Source organism: Clostridium sp. 1001275B_160808_H3 (genome assembly GCF_015550425.1).
Classification (GTDB): Bacteria; Bacillota; Clostridia; order Clostridiales; family Clostridiaceae; genus Clostridium.
This window is the reverse complement of sequence record NZ_JADNAT010000003.1, coordinates 72,540-93,675: the sequence shown is the minus strand read 5'-3', so window position 1 is coordinate 93,675 and position 21,136 is coordinate 72,540. Positions and strand designations below refer to the sequence as shown.

14 protein-coding genes are annotated in these 21,136 nt (G+C 26.7%); all 14 read right to left on the bottom strand.

Annotation, left to right across the window (positions count from 1 at the left end; all coding sequences use genetic code 11):
- Window positions 1-57 precede the first annotated feature (57 nt).
- A complete protein-coding gene (locus tag I2A75_RS03510) occupies window positions 58-615 on the bottom strand; it encodes a spore coat protein (protein WP_195263091.1) in 558 nt (185 codons plus the stop codon).
- A gap of 21 nt (window positions 616-636) precedes the next feature.
- The gene (locus I2A75_RS03505) at window positions 637-1,308 is read right to left on the bottom strand and encodes a manganese catalase family protein (protein WP_195263090.1); all 672 of its coding nucleotides are present in this window, start codon (window positions 1,306-1,308) and stop codon (window positions 637-639) included.
- 293 nt (window positions 1,309-1,601) lie between these two features.
- Window positions 1,602-4,856 carry an SNF2 helicase associated domain-containing protein gene (locus I2A75_RS03500; protein ID WP_195263089.1) on the bottom strand — a complete coding sequence of 1,085 codons (3,255 nt, stop codon included), beginning with the start codon at window positions 4,854-4,856 and terminating at the stop codon, window positions 1,602-1,604.
- Window positions 4,857-5,140: 284 nt separating this feature from the next.
- Window positions 5,141-5,623: a hypothetical protein gene (locus tag I2A75_RS03495; RefSeq protein ID WP_243241986.1), complete on the bottom strand. Its 483-nt coding sequence runs from the start codon at window positions 5,621-5,623 to the stop codon at window positions 5,141-5,143.
- A gap of 107 nt (window positions 5,624-5,730) precedes the next feature.
- Window positions 5,731-6,576 carry a class I SAM-dependent methyltransferase gene (locus tag I2A75_RS03490; protein WP_195263087.1) on the bottom strand — a complete coding sequence of 282 codons (846 nt, stop codon included), beginning with the start codon at window positions 6,574-6,576 and terminating at the stop codon, window positions 5,731-5,733.
- Between the two features lie 116 nt (window positions 6,577-6,692).
- Entirely contained in the window at window positions 6,693-9,902 is a 3,210-nt protein-coding gene (locus I2A75_RS03485) for an ABC transporter permease (protein WP_243241983.1), read from the bottom strand.
- A gap of 17 nt (window positions 9,903-9,919) precedes the next feature.
- On the bottom strand, window positions 9,920-10,624 hold the full coding sequence (locus tag I2A75_RS03480; RefSeq protein WP_279325023.1) for an ABC transporter ATP-binding protein: 705 nt from the start codon (window positions 10,622-10,624) through the stop codon (window positions 9,920-9,922).
- A 15-nt stretch (window positions 10,625-10,639) separates the two neighbouring features.
- A complete protein-coding gene (locus I2A75_RS03475) occupies window positions 10,640-11,584 on the bottom strand; it encodes a diacylglycerol kinase family protein (protein WP_195263085.1) in 945 nt (314 codons plus the stop codon).
- Window positions 11,585-11,760: 176 nt separating this feature from the next.
- Entirely contained in the window at window positions 11,761-13,002 is a 1,242-nt protein-coding gene (locus I2A75_RS03470) for a 2-hydroxyacyl-CoA dehydratase (protein WP_195263084.1), read from the bottom strand.
- Window positions 13,003-13,007: 5 nt separating this feature from the next.
- Window positions 13,008-15,926, bottom strand: a complete 2,919-nt coding sequence (locus I2A75_RS03465) for an acyl-CoA dehydratase activase (protein WP_195263083.1) — start codon at window positions 15,924-15,926, stop codon at window positions 13,008-13,010.
- Between the two features lie 78 nt (window positions 15,927-16,004).
- Entirely contained in the window at window positions 16,005-17,018 is a 1,014-nt protein-coding gene (locus I2A75_RS03460) for a LacI family DNA-binding transcriptional regulator (protein ID WP_195263082.1), read from the bottom strand.
- A 98-nt stretch (window positions 17,019-17,116) separates the two neighbouring features.
- Window positions 17,117-18,634, bottom strand: a complete 1,518-nt coding sequence (galT, locus tag I2A75_RS03455; protein ID WP_195263081.1) for a UDP-glucose--hexose-1-phosphate uridylyltransferase — start codon at window positions 18,632-18,634, stop codon at window positions 17,117-17,119.
- 8 nt (window positions 18,635-18,642) lie between these two features.
- The gene (galE, locus tag I2A75_RS03450) at window positions 18,643-19,629 is read right to left on the bottom strand and encodes a UDP-glucose 4-epimerase GalE (RefSeq protein ID WP_195263080.1); all 987 of its coding nucleotides are present in this window, start codon (window positions 19,627-19,629) and stop codon (window positions 18,643-18,645) included.
- A gap of 12 nt (window positions 19,630-19,641) precedes the next feature.
- A complete protein-coding gene (locus I2A75_RS03445) occupies window positions 19,642-20,805 on the bottom strand; it encodes a galactokinase (protein ID WP_195263079.1) in 1,164 nt (387 codons plus the stop codon).
- Window positions 20,806-21,136: the final 331 nt, after the last annotated feature.

Below are 21,136 nucleotides of genomic sequence, written 5' to 3'. Positions count from 1 at the left end.
ATGTAATAAAAAAGAATATGACTTGAAGCCATATTCTTTTTATATTGATCAATTAATCTATTGCTGATTGGTAACTTCATTATAAGTATTACCTATTTTGGTTATTTCATCTTGTGGCGCTGGACATAGTGGATAATAACCTTTTTTCACCATCCATTGCCATACTTCATAAGCATGATTACAACTCATAGTAAATGCATCTTTTAAAAATTCTCTTAAATCTGGATTACTTGCTTCCATAGCACTCCATGCATATTCTCTACCTGCTCTTTTTAATGTTAAAAGATATGATGTTGCAATTTCTCTATCATTTAATGTTGTAGCATTTGTATTAGGAGTTGTAGGTTGAGTCATATTTACTGGCGCCTTCGTAAAGTCTTGTAGAGTTTTCTTCAATGCTGGTACATTTAATTTTTGTGTAGGTGTAGTTGAATTTTTAACATATTCCACCTTTATATTATAATCTTGAATATGGACTGGTAAATGAGTTTCTAATATACTCTTAAGTTCTGGATCTTGAACCATATTCTTAAATAATCCCATAGATGTTATTGAATTGACACAGCTCATTATTAATTCACTTAATTGATTTAATTCGTTTGAAGCTAATTGCATGATAATTCTCCTTTATATTATTTATTTTCTTGGATCATTAAAAGAAGGTGCTGTTGGATCTGGTGCTTTATGTTCTGGTCCTGGAGTTGATAAATCAAAATAAAGCTTAGAATCTTCAGTAACACCAAAATCTCTATTTGATCCAGTTCCTTGAACTTTGTTAAGTGCTTCTCTAAATAAAGCATTATGAGCTTCTTCTCTATTTAATAGAAAATCAATAGTTGCCCTTACTTCTTTATCTTCAATTTGACGATACAAGTATTCATATACAACTTTAGCTCTTTGCTCAGATGCAATATTGGAAAGTAAATCCGCAACTAAATCTCCTGTACATGATACATAATCAGAAGTCCATGAATATCCAGACGAATTAATTAATAATGGTGATAATCCACCTAAAACATGCCCTTGAATTTCCCCCGAAACTACCTTCTTATAATCTACATCATGACCATTTAATAAATTAATAGTTGTTGCTACCATTTCCATATGACTTAATTCTTCTGCAGCAATATCAAGGAATAAGTCTTTTATCTCTTGATCTTTTATTCTAAAACTTTGTGAGATGTATTGCATTGCTGCTTTTAATTCCCCATTAGCTCCTCCTAACTGCTCTTGTAATAATACAGCGTATTGAGGATTAGGTCTTTCTACTTTTACTTCATGTAATAATGATTTTTCATGTTTAAACATATTTATCCCTCCGAAAATTACTTCAATACTATGTTTCCCAATTTTAATATGGATATTCTATTAAATTAGCCTGTACTAAATGTTTTGTAAATTTAATATCAATATAATAACTCATAAAAAAAAGAACATGCTATAGCAGCATATTCTTAGAAACTCTTTATAAACTTCTCTAATAATAAATCTCTTAATAACTCTAAAATGTATATTTTCACTTTGCTTGTCATTTTATTATTAACTAACATAAAATAATTTTTCTTGTTATATTATTTATTATAAATAAATTGATTTAACAATTAATTAATTGAGAAAAGACTTAATATATCTTCCTCGCTTAATGTATTTATGCTTGACATATCATTCTCATTGTCAATTATCTTTTCTATTAGTTTTCTCTTTTCATCCTGAAGATCAATTATTTTTTCTTCTATTGAATTCTTTGCAATTAACTTAATTACTTCTACTATGTTAGTTTGACCAAATCTATGAGCCCTATCAGTAGCTTGATCTTCAACAGCAGGATTCCACCAAGGATCAAAGTGTATTACTATATCTGATGATGTTAAGTTTAATCCAGTTCCCCCCGCTTTTAAACTTATTAAAAACACAGAATTTACTCCTTCATTAAACTCATTTACAAGTTCTAACCTCTTTTCTGATGGTATTGATCCATCTAAATAACTATATAAAATCTTCTCTGAACTTAATTTATTAGCAATATTTTTTAAAACTGAAGTAAATTGTGAAAATACTAATATTTTATGTCCTTCCTCTATACCTTGCTGTAGAATTTCAATAAGAGCATCTACTTTACCACTGGTACCTACATAATCATTTATCAATACAGATGGATCAAGGCATAGCTGTCTTAATTTAGTTATATAAGATAAGATTTCTATTTTACTCGTTTTTATATCATCATCCTTAATTTTCTTTTCAATTAAGCTCTTAGCATGATCTGCATAAATAGAATATACTTTTTCCTGTTCTTCCGACATAGATACTAGTAATTTCTTTTCTATCTTTTGAGGTAGCTCTTTTATTACATCCTTTTTATATCTTCTTAATATAAAAGGCTTAATAAGTTTATTTAACTCTTCTAAAACTTCTTCTGATTCATTTAACTTCTTATGATACCTTACGCTAAATCTTTTTTCATCAAAAAGATAGCCAGGCATTATAAAGTCAAAAATTGACCATAATTCCATCAATGAATTTTCAACTGGAGTACCAGTTAAAGCAAATTTTCTATATGCCTTTATTTTTTTTACAGATATTGAGTTTTGAGAATTACTGTTTTTAATAAATTGTGCTTCATCTATAAAACAATACTCAAATTGTATTTTTTCATATTCATCTAAATCTCTTTTTATTAAATTATAAGTAGTAATTATTACATCATATTTTTCAATATTATTTAAAATTTTAACTCTTTCATCTTTAGGACCATTTACAACTGCATATTTAATAGTTGGCGCAAATTTTTCTATTTCACTACTCCAATTATAAATTAATGATGTTGGTGCAACAATTAATGTTTTCGATGGTAAGCTTGATAATATAAATGTTATTGCTTGAATTGTTTTTCCTAGCCCCATCTCATCGCCTAAAATTCCACCAAAGCCTAAGTAATCCATAGTTTTAAGCCAATTATAACCTTCTTTTTGATAAGATCTAAGCTCTGCAAGTAACTCCAATGGTTCTTTAAATGTTAGCTTATTTACATCTCTTATTTTCTTTTGAATTTGTGATAATTCCTTTTTCCCTTTTATATATCTAATATTATTTTCCTTAATAAAATTATCTATATATAAAGCTTTATTTTTACTAAATAAAATGCTATCATTTTCTATATCATTTTCTAAAGATAATACATCTAGTAAATTTAAAAAGTTTTTAAGTTCTATTTCTTCTAAATCTAAAAACTCACCATTTTTAAGTTTAAAATACTTAAGATTATCTCTAAGTGCTAATATTATATCTTTAACTTCATTTTCTGGTATATTGTCAATTTTAAATTTTAATTCAAAATAATCAAATTTACCGCTTTGTATATTACCTATTATATTTTTACTGTTGATTTGTTTTATCATTTTAAAGTTTTGTGAATAAAAAACTTCTCCAACATTTTGAAGCTTTTCAATATCATATTTAAAGAATTTAAATAAATAATCATCCCCAAGTAATAAATAAAATTTATCTCCTGAAGCTTCAAAACCAAGGGATCTTATAAAGGACATAACTTCTCTTTCTTTATTTAAATCTCTATATATAATTTTATTTTTATATTCATGAAATATATTGAATTCATGTTCTCCATATTTAACTTTTAGAATTAATGTTACATCCTTATTAACCTTATCAAAATAAAACTTAAATTCAACATTTTCTTTTACAATTTTGTTTTTTATAGGCTTATTAATACTTACATCATTAGATAGTGTATAAAGTTTAGGTAATAACTTGGATAAAATTCTTATTTCCTCATCCTTATCTAATGAAATTGATCTTGTATTATTGAATATGTTTAAATATGCTGATATATCATAACAATACTCTATTCTTGGTAAGTAAATGCTACTTCCATATAAAAATACAGTTCCCTTTTTATCAACCTTTTCTGGTATTCCATCTTCTAAAGCTAATAAATATTCTTTTTCAAATTCCTTTAAAGATATTTTTATATCTGGTTTATTAAAAATAATTTCAGTTTCTACAGGCTTATAAAAAAAACCTTCATTTAAATAAACTCTGTTCTTTGAAACAGTTTCAAAAAATTCTCTTATCAAAAAATCAGGAAGTATTAACATCTTTCCATCTATATATTTATCTTGCCTTCTCATAAAATTTGATGAAACTGATTCTATATCTTTCACTTTTTCAATAAAATCTATTATTTTCTTTTCCTTTATACCTAGCCTTTGATATCTTAGGTCAAAATTAAAGTCTTTGCCATATTTAATTGGTAGCTTATTATAATATGAAGTTAAAAATTGGTTTATATCTTTAACAACATATAATCTATTTGAGGATAATCCTTTTAATCCTATTTTAAATTCTGCTGCTAATTTATTCTTTAGACCTTGTTTGTTTATATAAACTTCTATTTTAATCTCATCTTTGTTTTCTTCTTCTAAAAGCAAATCTAATATATTATCTTTTTTATTTTTAAAAATAATCTTATTTAAAACTGAATCGTTAAATTTAGCTTTAACTTCTTCAATATCATCTAATTCATTTAAAAATTTATAAAAGCTTGCAAATAGATGTTTACAACAATAATTATGTTTACGCAATTCATTTCTTTCAAAGTCATCACAGCTACAAAAAGTTGATATTACATTTTTAGTATTTATATCTATTTCCATTTTAGAGTTGTACTCATTAAAAAAATTTTCCGATATAATCTTAGAATCTATATAAACCAAATCATCATCACATTTTACTTCAAAATTAGAAATTAAATCATTTTCTAAAATTCTCTTTCCACCTAAATTATTTTTACCTGATGTATCTTTATTAAATTTTTCTAATAAAACTTGTTTAATCATAATTCTCACCTTATATAATAACGAAATAGTGAAAGATTGAAAAAGTGAAAAGTGAAAATATTAAGGATATGATTCAACTATATTGAATTATGAAAAATTAATAAGAAATTTCAAAGATTTCCTATTAAAAGTACTTTTCACTTTTATATTTCAGATTTTGCATAGCAAAACCACCTCAATTTTTTCATTCTTTAATTTTTTCATTCCTTCATCTTATACATTGCTTTGCAAAATATAAACTAACTTTAATTATAACAAAAAGAAGTGGCTTTTGCCACTTCTCATTATGCATTCATCCATAACTCCTTTAATTTACATTTCCTATCTTCAAAATCATAGGAAGGGCTATATTTAACTCTTTTTTTTATAATATAATCTTTAATTGAGTTCCTTAAATCATTTTCAACTAAAGTTGTGGCAATGATTTTATTATTAGAATCTACAAAACATATAGGTATTGTATCTTGAAATACTAACATTTGAAGATGTTCTTTATCTAAGTCGGAATTCTTATTATATATACGTCCATAAATAAACTTATTACTTCCAGCAAATCTAAATAGTATTACAAGCACTACTTGTCCATTTATTTTTATAGAATTAGCTTTCATTTCAACAATAGATTTTTCTTGTATATATTTTAAATTAATGTTTTCTTCCTTTAAGTAAAAACTAGAGTATATCTTATTATCCTCAAATTTCGTAATATAATTACCTATATATCCACACTCTAGTAGATCTAAATTTCCAGTGTAGTACAAAACCATTCCCCTCCTAAGAATACAAATTAATCATTAATTAATTATACTACTCTTATAGCATAGTATTAAAGGAGTATATAATGGGAATACTACCATTAATACTTAATCTAATGTTATTTATTTTCAGATTCTTTATCTTTTATATTAAGCTCATTATTTTTTTTAGTTTTTCTAACCTCTTTAGGCTTTTCGCCATAAAAGAAAAGCTTTAATAGCATAACTGAAGAATAACTTAAATTAAAGAAGTTATTATATTCCTCTAAGATTTTTGATAATTTTGAATCACTTACCATACTGCTATTTATTTTATATCTAAAATTGTCTTTTCCTAAAATATCACTATGATTTATTATAGCTTCAATATCGTAATTTATAAATCCTAATGATTTTAAAAGAGTTATAAGTACTCTTCCAATTTCTCTATTACCATTTAAACTAGATTGAAACTTTGATAAATTATCATTTAATGCTTTAATTAAATTATTTTTAGGATATGTTAGCCCCCATAGTTCACTATCAATATCAATTATAATTAATTTCCCTCCGGGTTTAAGAATCCTATATATTTCTTTTAGTGCCGAAATTGGATTATTAAGATGTTGAAAAACAAATCTAGCAATAACACATTCATAATAATTATCTGGTATAGAAGTATTTGTAATATCATCAATTACGAAGTTAACTCTATTACCATATTCTTTACTAAGATTACTATAAGCAAATTCAAGAAGTTTTTCATCATTATCTAATGCAGTAACTTCACATTTACTAAAATTATCTAATAATATCTTTGTAAAAAAACCTGGCCCACTTCCGACTTCTAAAATATCACTATCTTCTTTTACTCCTAATAATTTTAACATCCTCATTTCTTTTTCGAAACCCAAATATGCCTGCTTTTCTAACCTTTCCATCTCTCTTTTAAAACCAATTTTCTCATAAATTTCACTATATGACATAAACATTTCTCCTAAGATTTATATACATAATATAGTATATACCTTGCAATAAAAATGGTTCTTTTATATAAGTCAATAAAAATAAGATAGAAGAGTGTTCTTCTATCTTGTTTTTATTAATCAACTGATTTTAATGATTCTATCATTTCTACTTTTTTTAATTTATAATACATAACAATATTAACAAGTACTGCAAATATTATTGTAAGTAATGCTGAAATTAAGAAGCTTAATAAATCAATATTCCTTCCAAACATAATATTATCCATTTCTACTGTAACCATTATGAATCTATGTAGGAATATTCCTAAAAATTCACCGAAAACAATACCAAATAAAGTCAATATTATATTTTCTCGATAAATATATGCAGATACTTCATTATCATAAAAGCCTAATACTTTTATTGTGGCAATTTCTCTCATTCTCTCACTTATATTTACATTAGTTAGATTATAAAGAACAACGAAAGCTAATGCTCCTGCAGATACTATCATTACTAAAACAACATAATTTAAGCTTTTAATCGTATTGTCAAAATTATCTTTTATACCAGCATTAAATGATACGCTTTTAACTATAGGTTTCTCCATAATTGTCTTTGAAAACTTATCTTCATCTTCTATTATAGAGGTATTAACTAAAATAGAATTATAATTACTGTTAATATCAAATTTTTCTTTATAATATTTAGAAGACATATATACATAATTAAATGTATAATTTTCTGCAATCCCAGAAACGTTCATTAAAATTTCTCTATTATTAACTTTAATTTTTACTTCATCACCAAGTTTAACATTTGCTTTCTTTGCAGCTTTTTCTGATAATATAACTCCATCGTTTTTTAACTTAATCTCTTCTTTAGATAATCTGTTTTTTAGGTTTATAAACTGATCAAATTTATCTAAGGACTCAGGAACTATTATATAAATATCTTTATCTCCGTCATCAGTAACTATTTTAGCACTTTCTGATTGTACCATTAGTAGTTTATCTACCTCTTTCAAACTACTTATATCTGAAAAAATATCTTGTTTTTCTAAATCACTTGCATCTTTATCTATATTTATAGTTAAGTTATATTTAAATATATCTCCATATTGCTTATCAACTATAGTCTTTATTGAATCTTTTATTCCAAAGCCAGTGACAATTAAAGCTGTACATCCAGCAATACCAAAAACAGTCATAAAGAATCTCTTCTTATATCTAAATATATTTCTTACTGTTACTTTACCGATAAAGCTTAATTTACTCCAAATGAAATTAACTCTTTCAACTAGTATTCTTTTCCCATTCTTAGGAGCTTTAGGCCTCATAAGAGCTGACGGAGTTTCTGATAACTCTTTGTAGCATGCAAAGAATGAAGATAAAGTAGTTACTAAGATAGCTATTACAGTTATAGAAATTGCTATTGGTATATTAAATTCTAATTCAACTTTAGGTAAAGTGTACATAATACCATAGGCATCAAAAACTACTATTGGAAATACAGTTAATCCTATTGCAAGTCCTACTATACTACCTAAAAAACTAGCTAAGAAAGAATATATTAGATACTTTGATACAATTTTAGATTTTGAATATCCTAAAGCTTTTAAAGTTCCTATATTTATTCTTTGTTCATCTACCATTCTAGTCATTGTTGTTAAACATATTAAAGCAGCAACTAAAAAGAAGAATACTGGAAATATCCTAGCTAATTTATCTATACTATCAGCATTATTTTTATAATCTACATATGAATAATGACTATTTCTGTCTAATATATACCAACTAGGTTCTTCAATACTTTTTACATCATTTTCTGCCTTTTTAATTTTTGCTTCAGCAGAAGCAATTTCTCTTTCAAAGGTTTCTTTAGATTTTTCGTACTCCTCTTTTCCTTTTTGTAGTTCATTTTTTCCATTTTCTAATTGTAGCTTTGAACTTTCAAATTGATTAACTGCTTCATTTTTAGAAACTTCTAATTGGATTTTCTTTTCATTTAAAAGTTTTTCACCATTTATTAATTCATTTTCTTTATTTGTAATTTCACTTTCTGCTAATCTTAACTTTTCTTCTCCACTTTGAATTTCATTACTGATATATTCTATACCCTTAACTAATTCATCCATGCTTCTAGTTAAAACTTCTAGTTGAATATTTAGCTTATTTTTTTCTTCTTCTGAAATATTAGGAACTTTTAAAGCTAATTTTACTTTAGTAATTTCTTCATTTAGGCTTGTTTTAGTATCATTCAATGTTAAAAGAGTGCTTTTAGCAATATCCATTTGTTTTTCTGCATTTAACTTTTCAGCTTGAAAAGCATTTTTTGCAGATTCTAAGGCAACTTTACCATCGCTTATTGTATATTCTGACAAAGAAATTTGATTTTCAGCTTTCATAATTGAAACATTAAATTCATTTTCTTTTTTTGCTAGTTCACTTTCCCCATCCTTTAAAGCAATTTCTGACTCTTCTAGTTTTTTCTTAGCCTTATCTAATTCTTCTTTACCTTTAATTTTTTGATTCTCTAGTTCCTCTTTACCTTCAATTATTTTCTTATTTGCTTCACTAACTATTTCATTATATCTAATGCTAGCTCTATCCTCACCTAGCTCTTCTAAGGGATATCTTACATTGTCAATTAAATTAAAATATTTATCTGAATATGAATTTAACTTTTTAGCACCATCTACTGTTACATATGCCTCAGTATATGCTGGTATTTTAAAATTTTCTTGTGGAATAACAATAAAACTAGATATTTTCCCTGATCCTATACTCGATGTACCTTTTTCAAAGGATAAATAATAAGGAGTTTGTACTTTACCTACAACTTCATATTCAACAATTTCTAATTTATCACTTAATAATTCACTTGTCCCAGATTCAAGCTTTATTTTACTTCCTATAGATAATTTTAAAGATTCTAACTTTCCAGCTTCTAAAACACATTCATTTGGGTTTTCCGGAAGCTTTCCTTCAATTAATTTATATTTATTTACATAGCTATCACTATTTAAAGGTATTCCCATAACTTTTAATACATTTTCTGAAGAATCTATAGTAGTTATAGCATCTAATGAATAAGTAGGAAATACATCTAAAACACCATTAACTTTACTTAACTCAGCTATATCATCATCTGTAAATCCTAAAGTAGAGTATAAAGTTAAATCCATAAAATTATAATCATCATAATACTTGTCTGCTGTTCTTTTCATATCAACAGGAGATACTTTTATACCTGAAAAGAAAGCAACTCCTAATGCTATTATTGCAAATATAGAAAAAAATCTTCCTTTTGACTTTTTAATGTCTCCAATAACATCTTTCATAAAAGCATTTTTAAACATTACCATTCAATCCTTTCCACTGGAATAGGATTTTCGTTTAATGTAATACTTTCAATCATTCCATTTTTTACTTTTATAACCTTATCTCCCATAGGAGTTAACGCAAGATTATGTGTTATTATAACAACTGTCATATTATATTTTCTACAAGTATCTTGTAACAATTTTAATATTGCTTTTCCAGTATTATAATCTAAAGCACCAGTTGGCTCATCACACAAAAGTAATTTTGGATTTTTAGCTAAAGCTCTTGCTATAGCAACACGTTGCTGCTCTCCACCTGAAAGTTGAGCTGGAAAATTATCTTTTCGATTTTCTAGTCCAACTGCATTTAAAATATCCGAAGGATTTAAAGGATTTTTGCAAATTTGAGTAGCAAGTTCAACATTTTCTAAAGCTGTGAGATTTTGTACTAAGTTGTAAAACTGAAATACAAACCCAATATCGTAACGCCTGTATGTGATAAGTTCTTTTTCAGAATATTCACTCACTTTATTATTATCTACTATAATATCTCCGGAAGTTGCAGTATCCATACCACCTAAAATATTTAGAATAGTACTTTTACCTGCTCCACTTGCACCTGCTACTATTACAAATTCACCTTTTTCAATATTAAATGATACTCCGCTTAATGCATCAATATTTACTTCACCCATTTTATATGTTTTTTTAACGTCTTTAAATTCTATAAAGCTCCTCAAAAATATCCCTCACTTTTATATCAAATTTATTTCCGCATCTATTTCTTTATTTGGTATAAGAAATTTAATTACTTTACTTTCAAGAGAAATACTTAAATTGTCATTAGTAAAAATTTCTCCATCAACACATATTGTAAACTTTTCTTTAGATTTTATATTTACACTTTTACATTTTTTATAAATAACATATTCCTTTAATTCATCACTTTCAAGATGTTTTCCTTCTTTGTAAAGTTTTATTAATTTTACTAACTTTAATCTTGAAACTTTTTTAATAATACATAAATCTATCAAACCATCATTAACTTCTGCTAATGGAGCTCCCATATAACCGCCTCCATAAGATTTTCCATTGGCAACGGCACACAATAAAAAATCACCATGAATTGATTCGGATCCATCTATCATTATATCAAATGTATTATACATCTTGTGAAATAATGAATAAAATACTGAAAGTGTATAGGCGCCTTGTCCACTTATAAGCGGAAATCTTTTGAATTTAACCATATTTTCTGCAACTTTTGCATCAAAACCTATATTACATAAATTCACAGAATAAAGTCCATTTACCTTTAATAAGTCAACTTCTTTAATATTTGACTCTATATGCATATTTATATCATAAAAATTTATTTCAGATTCAAAATTCCTTACAAAATCATTGCCTGTCCCATATGGAATAACTGAAACACTTACATTTTCATAACCAATAATTCCGTTAATTACTTCATTTAAAGTTCCATCTCCTCCACAAGCATAAAACTTTAAGTTTCCTTCTTCACTTTCACATATTTTCTTTGCATAATTAGTAGCATCATTTTTACCTTTTGTTATATAAATTGTATATTCTTCAGATGAATCTTTAAATATTTCATTTATATCATTACTTATTTTTTCTGAAACATTAACTTTACCTGCTTCAGGATTTATCACAAAAAAGTGTTTATTTTTAGTCATCTTTTTTCCCCTCTACCATACTAATGGTTATTCATAAATTATTCAAAATAAGTATACTATATAAATTTATTTTTATCATCATTTTTTGTATAATCTACATCATTATATATGCAAAATAAAAGCTATATCTATTATAATAACTTATAGATATAGCTTATTTGTAAATAGTTTTTAAATTATAAGTAAACATTTAGCTTTGCATTTGATAGCATTAATTTAATTCTATTTTCCTGATTTATTTGCGATTGTGATGGGTCATAGTCTATAACAACTATATTAGCATCAGGATTCTTATCTAGTATTTTTCTAATAGCTCCTCTTCCTACTATATGATTAGGCAAACAACCAAAAGGTTCAGCACAAATTATATTTTTAGCACCTGTATTTATAAGTTCTAGCATATTCGCAACTAATAACCATCCTTCACCCATTTTTACTCCATAACCTATATAACCATCCGCCATTTTTCTAACTTCATCAAAATCTGTAGGTGCTTCAAATTTTGAATAGTTTTCTATATTTTTATTTATTTTTCTTTGAAGGCTTAAAATTAATTTATAAGCTACCTTAGCTAATTTAGATTTTATAAATCCTCTTTTATATAACTTATAATCTATTATTGTATTTAAAATACAGTAATTAACAAAATCCATAAGTCCAGATTGTACGACTTCTGCGTCTTCTTTGATTAAGAATTCTTCTAAATGGTTATTTCCCATCCTTGAGTATTTCATATATATTTCTCCAACAATTCCTACTTTTATTTTTTCTTTCTTATTTATACTAATTTTATCAAAAGTTTTTATTATTACTTTTGAAATTTTAGAAATACTCATATATTTTATCCCTGAAAATTTTTCATTTAAATAATTTATCATTTCTTCTAAGGTTTTATCTGTTTCTCCATGATTAATTTCATAAGGCTTAACTTTATTATATAAACACATTATTAAATCACCATATAATACTGCATAAACAGCTTTCAAAATAACTGATGGGCTTAATTTTAATCCTGGATGTTTTTCAATTCCTGTCAAACTTAAACCAATAGCTGGTACATTACCAAAACCACTATTTTCTAAAGCTTTTCTAATTAAATGGATATAATTAGAAGCCCTGCATCCTCCCCCTGTTTGCGACATAAGTAAAGCAGTTTTGTTTATATCATATTTGCCACTTTGTAAAGCTGAAATAAATTGTCCAATTACTATCATGGCTGGATAACATATATCGTTATTTGAATATTTAAGACCTGAATCTATTATTTTAGATACATCATCTTCTAAAAACTCTATATCAAAACCATAATCTTTTAAAATTTTATCTAATATTCTAAAATGAATTGGTAGCATATTGGGTGCTAAAATTTTATAATTTTCCTTCATTTCTTTTGTAAAAACTTTATATTCATAATTCATTGTTCTCACCTACTTTTAATTGCTTCAACCATACTTCTTATTCTAATTTTTGCTGCGCCTAAATTACTAGTTTCATCTATTTTTAATTGAGTGTATAATTTACCATTACTTTCCAAAACTCTTTTAGTTTCATCAGCAGTTATTGCATCTGTTCCACATCCAAATGAAACTAATTGAACTAATTGCATATCGTCATTATTTGCTACGAACTTTGCTGCATTAAATAATCTCGCTTGATATGTCCATTGATTTAACATTTTTACTTCTCTATTATTTTTGTCAATTGGTATAGAATCTTCAGTTAATATTACTAATCCTAAAGAATTCATCATTTTATCTATTCCATGATTTATTTCTTTGTCTACGTGATATGGTCTTCCAGCTAAAACGACAATTAATAAATTATTGTCTCTAGCATATTTAATTGCAGACTTTCCTTTTTCTAAAATATCTAATTTATATTGTTCATATTCTTCAATTGCTCTTTCATAAGCTACTTTTACTTTCCTTTTGGTTATCCATGGATATAAATCCTTTAAAGAATTATATAAATTATCAACTGTACTTTTACTTGAATTTAAATCTAAATAAGGACTTATATAATTAAAATCTTTTAATTTAGAAATATTATTTTTTAAAACTTCTGGATAATATGCTACAACTGGGCAATTAAAACAGTTATCTGATATTCCCTCATCAAAATTATATGTCATGCAAGGGTAAAAAATATTTTTTATACCTTTACTTATAATACTTTCAACATGTCCATGACTAAGTTTTGCGGGATAACATGCTGTATCTGATGGAATAGTATGTTGTCCTTTTAAATAAAGTCTTTTTGATGAGGCATCTGATAAAACTACTTTAATGTCTAATTCATTAAAAAACCTTACAAAGAAAGGTAAATTTTCATACATATTTAAAACCATTGGAATCCCGATAGTATCTTTTGACCCATTATTATTAGCATATTTCATAATCTTATTGTTTTTATATTCATAAATATTGGGGATATTATTATCATTATATTTTCCAGTTGGTTTTGAACATCTGTTTCCTGATATATATTTTTTACCACCAGTAAATGTATTTATAGTTAAATTACATTTATTCGTACATAGTCCACACTTTGCAGCTTTAGATTCATGATTAAAATTTTTAATACTGTCTTTATCTATAATTTTAGATTTTTCAAGATTTTGACTTTTAGCATATAAAGCAGCTCCATATGCTCCCATTAATCCAGAAATATTAGATCTTATTACATTTTGACCTAACTCAAGCTCTAAACTCCTTAAAATAGCATCATTACATAAAGTTCCACCTTGAACTATAACATTCTTTCCTATGTTTTTAGTCCTAATAACTTTATATAATGCATTTTTAACAACACTCATTGAAAGTCCTGCCGAAACATCCTCAATAGTTGCTCCATCTCTCTGAGCTTGCTTTACAGAGGAATTCATAAAAACAGTACATCTAGATCCTAAATCTGCTGGATGCTTTGCAAATAATCCAAGTTTTGAAAAACTTTCAACATCATATCCCATTGCTTTTGCAAAGGTTTCTATAAAAGATCCACATCCAGAAGAACAAGCTTCATTTAAAATTATACTTTTTATTGATTTGTTTTCTATTTCAAAACATTTTATATCTTGTCCACCAATATCAAGTATAAAATCTACTTCTGGATCAAATCTACTTGCAGCTATATAGTGTGCTAGTGTTTCAACTATTCCAAAATCTATTCCAAAGCCTTTTTTTATCAATTCTTCTCCATAACCAGTAACGGAACTTCCTTTTATATTTATTTTATCTACAAAGTTGTCATAAATATAACCTAACTGCTCTTTTATTACTTTAACTGGATTTCCTTCATTATGAGCATAGTAATTATATAAAATATTATCATTTTTATCTATGAGAACAAGTTTAGTAGTAGTACTTCCTGCATCTATCCCTAAGTATACATCACCTTTAAAGTTATTTATATCTCTATCTAATACTTTGGCCTTATTATGTCTTTCTATAAATTTCTTATACTCTTCATTACTAGAAAATAAAGGTTTAATATCCCTTTTCATATCTATATTTATATTATTAGAATATGATAGCTTTGAAATTAACTTTTCATATGTATATGTTTTATCTTCACTATCTGCAAATAAGGCAGCTCCTCTTGCCACAAAAACTTCTGCATCATCAGGCACTATTGCTTCTTCATCCTTCAAGTTTAAATTTTTTATAAACCTTTCTCTAAGTCCTTTATAAAAATATAATGGACCGCCTAAAAATAATATATTCCCCTTTATTTCTCTACCTTGAGCAAGCCCCCCAATTGTTTGATTTACTACTGCTTCATAAATACTTGCAGCAATATCTGCCTTACTTGCTCCTTGATTTAATAAAGGCTGAACATCCGATTTTGCAAACACTCCACATCTTGATGCAATTGGATATATGTTATTATATTGCAAACTAATTTTATCTAATTCTTCAACTGTTATCCCCATTAAACTTGCCATTTGGTCTATAAAAGCACCTGTTCCACCTGCACAGCTTGAATTCATTCTTTCTTCTAGACCATTAGTCAAATAAATTATTTTTGCATCTTCTCCACCTAATTCAATGACAACATCAATATTATTAAATAATTTTTTTACACCAATGGTTGTTGCGAAAACTTCTTGAACAAAAGAAATATTTGTATCTTTAGCAACACCATATCCAGATGAACCTGTTATAGAAACTTTTATCACATTATTCACTAATAAGCTCTTTATTAATTTTATTTCTTCTAATATAGTTTCTCTTACTTTTGTAAGGTGCCTCTTATAAGTCTTATAAATTACATTATCATTTTCATCTAATAATACTAATTTTACTGTAGTTGAACCTGCATCTATTCCAAGTCTATATATCACTTAAATCCCCCCCACCTCTTTTTAGCTATTAATACAAACAAGCCCTATAAGTAGTATATTACTTATAGGGCAAAAAAATTATTTTAATTTACAACTATCTCTAATAATTAATTTAACTGGTAATACAATTTTTTTGCTTAGGCTTCTTTCATCTTTTATTCTTTCAAGTAAAGTATTTAAAGCAGTTTCTCCCATAAAATCTGTAAATACCTTTACAGTTGTTAATGAAGGAGATAAGTACTGAGCTGTAGCAATATCATCAAATCCAACTATACTTATATCATCTGGAATCTTATATCCATTTTCTTGTATAGCTTTATAAGCTCCTATAGCCATAGGATCACTTGCAATAAAAAAAGCTGATGGAATATTTCCTAATTTCAAGGCTTTTCTCATAAGATTATATCCATCCTCTGGTGTAAAATCACCTTTAAATATCCAATCATCATTTAGATTATCGATTTCATTCATAAAATCTTTATATGTTGCTTCTCTATAATTTACAAGTTCTACACCATTATTATCATTATGTGGAATAACCTTAGCCCCTATATAGCCAATATCTTTATGACCCAAACTGTACAAATATTCTAATGCTTTTCTAACTCCATATTTTAAGTCTACAACTATTGAATCAAACTCCCATTCATCAGGAGATGAATCTATAAATACTATATTTTGAGATAATTCACTAAGCTTTTTAATTTCATCATCTTGGAATATTCCTATAGCAATTATTCCATCTAACCCCTTATACTTTGAAGCATCATCGTTTAATATTTTAGTATAATATAAAGATTTAAAATCTATATTTTCTTCAACACATTTTTTTTCTATAGCCATTCTAATAGATAGAAAATAAGGATCATTTAATTCTTTAACTTCATTAAAAGAGCATATTATCCCAATGGTATGACTTTTAAGTTTACTTTTTCTTTCTTTTATTGTAACATAATTCATTTCTTCTGCTATGCTTAAAACTCTTTTCCTAGTATCTTCAGAAACGTTTAGGGTTTTATCTAAATTTAAAATACGAGAAACTGTCGAAATAGAAACTCCAGCAGCACTTGCAATATCTTTTATCGTCGCCATTTATAACCACCTCGATTACCTTTATATAACTCTATAAATTATTAATAACAATTAAAGATGAGGCAAACTAAATTAATATTGCCTCACCTTATATTTTATTAATTAATTGCTTCTTTTAAGCTATTTATATATCTTTGCATAGCTTCTTTTCCATCTTCATTCCATTTAAATACTCCACAATGCTCTAGGACTTTAGAAAATACCTTTCCAACTTCTTTTTCTATAATGGAATCAACATTTTCTTTATTTATAAATGAATTGCTATTTTTTATTTCTTCATACCAATTTAAATGAATTTTCATTTCTTCATTACTATAAATATCATCAGTTCCATTAACTAAAGATAATTTTATGATTTCTAATTCATCCTTTAACCTAGCCGGAAGAACTGCAAGCCCTAAAACTTCAATTAAACCTATATTTTCTTTCTTAATATTATGAAGTTCTTTATGAGGATGGAAAATTCCATCTGGATACTCTTCACTAGTTCTATTATTTCTAAGCACTAAATCTAAAACATAAAACTCATCATCTCTTCTAGCTATAGGTGTAATTGTATTATGAGGAACTTCATTTGTATGAGAATATACATCAACAATAGAATCGCTATAATTTCTCCAGTGAGATAAAATTCTATTTGCTAGATCACTTAATTCCAATCTATTCCTTCCTTTTAATCTTAATACAGTTAAAGGCCATTTAACAATAGATAAATCAATATTTTCGTAATTATTTAAATTGAATTTAAATATATCTTCTGCTCTATCCATTGCAAATTCATAATTTCCACCTTGGTAATGATCATGTGTAAGAATAGAACCTCCAACTATAGGTAAATCTGCATTAGACCCTATAAAATAATGTGGGAATTTTTCTATAAACTCTAATAACCTATTAAAAGTATCTTTTGTAATTTTCATCGGTATATGATCACCTGCAAAAACAATGCAATGCTCATTATAATATGCATAAGGTGAATACTGTAAATACCAATTTTCATTATTTAAATCCACTGGTACTATTCTTATATTTTGCCTTGCAGGATGATTTACCCTACCTCTATATCCTTCATTTTCCTTGCATAATAAGCACTTAGGATATTTAGATGGTGGTAAATTTTTTGCTGCTGCAATTGCCTTAGGATCTTTTTCAGGTTTTGACAAATTTATAGTTATATCTAAATCTCCATATTCTGTACTAGATTTCCATACTAAATTTTGTGCTATTCTATCTGTTCTAACATAATCACATGCCTTACTTATACTATATAAGTAAGATGTAGCACTTTCTTTTGAAACTTTATAACGATTATAAAACTCACGTATAACCTCGGAAGGCCTTGGCATTAAAATCCCCATAATTTTAGTATCTAACAAATCTCTATATATAGGGGAGTTAGATTCTAATATTCCTTTATTAAATGCATAATCTAATATATTTCTTAGTATATCAGTTGGAGTATTTAAATTTTCATCCTCTATTTCAAAATCTTCATATTCATCGAGATTTAAAACATCTAATAAACTATTTCTTACAAATATTTCGTCATCTTTATTAAAAAGCTCATGCTTCAATCCATATTGAATAAGCCTTTTGATTTCCCTATAAATATTCATATCGTCACCTACTTATTAAAACCTGTTGGATTATTTTTATGCCAATTCCAAGCAGAAGCAATAATATCTTCAACACTCTTAAATTCTGGACTCCATTTTAAAGTATTTCTTGCTTTTTCAGCTGAAGCTATTAATCTAGCTGGATCCCCTGCTCTTCTTTCACAAATCTTTGCTGGTATTTCATGTCCAGTAACCCTTCTGGCAGCTTCTATCATTTCTTTAACAGAAAATCCACTTCCATTCCCTAAATTAAATATATCACTTGAATTTCCGTTTCTTAGATAATCTACAGCTAGAATATGAGCATTAGCTAAATCTATTACATGAATATAATCTCTAATACAAGTACCATCTTCTGTATCATAATCATCTCCAAAAATAGATATAAATTCTCTCTTACCTAAAGGAACTTGTAATATTAAAGGAATCAAATGAGTTTCAGGACTATGGTCTTCTCCTATGCTTCCACTTACATGTGCTCCAGCTACATTAAAGTATCTAAGTGAGACATATTTAACGCCATGTGCTATGTCTGCCCATTTCATCATTTTTTCCATAGCAAGCTTTGTTTCTCCATATGCATTAGTTGGTTCAGTTCTATCTGTTTCAACTATAGGCATTTTTGTAGCTTCACCATAAGTTGCAGCTGTAGAAGAAAATACAATTTTCTTAACATTGTTAGCAATCATAACCTTTAATAAAACTTCTGTTCCATGAACATTATTATTGTAGTATTTTAAAGGATTTGTCATGCTTTCTCCAACTAAGGAATTAGCTGCAAAATGAATTACTTCTGTTATATCATTTTCTTTAAACACCTTATCAAGATCTTCTTCATTTCTTATATCAACATTGTAGAATTTAGCTTTCGGATTTACTGCTTCTATATGACCAGTTTCTAAATTATCTACAACTATTACTTCTTCGCCCTTATCTATTAACTGATAAACAGTATGACTCCCTATATAACCTGCTCCACCACAAACTAATATCATTTTTTATACCTCCTAAATTTCTCTAGTTCCATCACCTATATTTGCTATATAGAAACTAGCTTCGTATCCTATTTTATCTTTATATCCTTGCCCTACTTTTTCTATAAAATCTTCTACCTTATCTTTTTTTACTAATGCAACTGTACATCCACCAAATCCTGCACCAGTCATCCTAGCTCCTATTGTTGCTTCATGATTCCATGCTAGTTCAACTAGTGTATCTAATTCAATCCCTGTAACTTCATAATCATCTCTTAAAGAAATATGAGATTCATTCATAAGTTTACCAAAAGTTCTTAAATCATTTTTTGCTAAGGCATCTTTAGCCATTAATGTTCTTTGATTTTCATATACTGCATGTTTAGCTCTTTTGACTCTTATTTTACTATCTATTAAGTTTTTATTATTTTCAAAATCCTCTATAGATAATTCACCTAATGAATTTATATTTAATTTTGTTTTTAATTCTTCTAAAGCTTTTTCACATTCACTTCTACGTTCATTATATTTAGAATCTGCTAGCCCTCTTCTTTTATTTGTATTGGCAATAACTAATATTTCATTCTTTAATTCGACAGGACAATAATTATATTTTAGCGTGTTACAATCTAAAAGTATAGCATTATTTTCCTTTCCCATTCCAATTGCAAATTGATCCATTATACCACAATTAACACCAACAAATTTATTTTCTGCTTCTTGAGAAAACTTTACTAAATCTACCATATCTATATTTAAATCAAATAGGTTGTCCATCATCACTGCTATTAAAAGTTCTAAAGATGCTGAAGAAGATAGTCCGGCTCCATTTGGAATATTACCATAAATAGCCACATCAAATCCTTTATTTATATCGTATCCATGTTTTTTCATTACATCGATTACACCTTTAGGATAATTAACCCAATCATGAGACTTTTCAAAACTAATATTATCTAAATCAAATTCAACTATACCTATATTTTCAAAGTTGCTTGAATACATTCTTACTTTTTTGTCATTTCTTAAACTTATAACTCCATAAGTTCCAAAGCTTAATGCACATGGAAATACATTTCCACCATTATAATCAGTGTGCTCTCCAATTAAATTTACTCTACCAGGTGAAAAAAACGTTTTGCAATTTTCCTTTTCTCCAAATACCTTTTTAAAAGTATCATTAATTTCGTTTCTCATAACAACTCTCCCAATCAAAAATTTAATTTATTTTTACAATATAATAATATCACGCTAAGTAAAATTTATCAATAAATATTTTATTTTTTACTAATAATTTTACCGATAATTTTACTAATAATTTTGTTTGTTTTACTAAAGATAAATATATTATTTTTAATTAGTCCTCAACTTTGCTTATGGTTAATATTTGATTAGATAGATTCACTTAATAACAATAAGTAGAATGCGTATATATAACCTTATCTAAGTACTTTTTAAAGCTTTTTGGAACCACAGTTCGAACCTGTGGTATTCTAAATACAATAAAAAAGAGTATCACTAAAATATA

What these genes read in the sequence shown, in the direction of transcription:
- I2A75_RS03510 (WP_195263091.1), bottom strand. Translation starts at nt 615, where the DNA reads ATGCAATTAGCTTCAAACGAATTAAATCAATTAAGTGAATTAATAATG.
- I2A75_RS03505 (WP_195263090.1), bottom strand. Translation starts at nt 1,308, where the DNA reads ATGTTTAAACATGAAAAATCATTATTACATGAAGTAAAAGTAGAAAGA.
- I2A75_RS03500 (WP_195263089.1), bottom strand. Translation starts at nt 4,856, where the DNA reads ATGATTAAACAAGTTTTATTAGAAAAATTTAATAAAGATACATCAGGT.
- I2A75_RS03495 (WP_243241986.1), bottom strand. Translation starts at nt 5,623, where the DNA reads ATGGTTTTGTACTACACTGGAAATTTAGATCTACTAGAGTGTGGATAT.
- I2A75_RS03490 (WP_195263087.1), bottom strand. Translation starts at nt 6,576, where the DNA reads ATGTCATATAGTGAAATTTATGAGAAAATTGGTTTTAAAAGAGAGATG.
- I2A75_RS03485 (WP_243241983.1), bottom strand. Translation starts at nt 9,902, where the DNA reads ATGAAAGATGTTATTGGAGACATTAAAAAGTCAAAAGGAAGATTTTTT.
- I2A75_RS03475 (WP_195263085.1), bottom strand. Translation starts at nt 11,584, where the DNA reads ATGACTAAAAATAAACACTTTTTTGTGATAAATCCTGAAGCAGGTAAA.
- I2A75_RS03470 (WP_195263084.1), bottom strand. Translation starts at nt 13,002, where the DNA reads ATGAATTATGAATATAAAGTTTTTACAAAAGAAATGAAGGAAAATTAT.
- I2A75_RS03460 (WP_195263082.1), bottom strand. Translation starts at nt 17,018, where the DNA reads ATGGCGACGATAAAAGATATTGCAAGTGCTGCTGGAGTTTCTATTTCG.
- galT (WP_195263081.1), bottom strand. Translation starts at nt 18,634, where the DNA reads ATGAATATTTATAGGGAAATCAAAAGGCTTATTCAATATGGATTGAAG.
- galE (WP_195263080.1), bottom strand. Translation starts at nt 19,629, where the DNA reads ATGATATTAGTTTGTGGTGGAGCAGGTTATATAGGGAGTCATACTGTT.
- I2A75_RS03445 (WP_195263079.1), bottom strand. Translation starts at nt 20,805, where the DNA reads ATGAGAAACGAAATTAATGATACTTTTAAAAAGGTATTTGGAGAAAAG.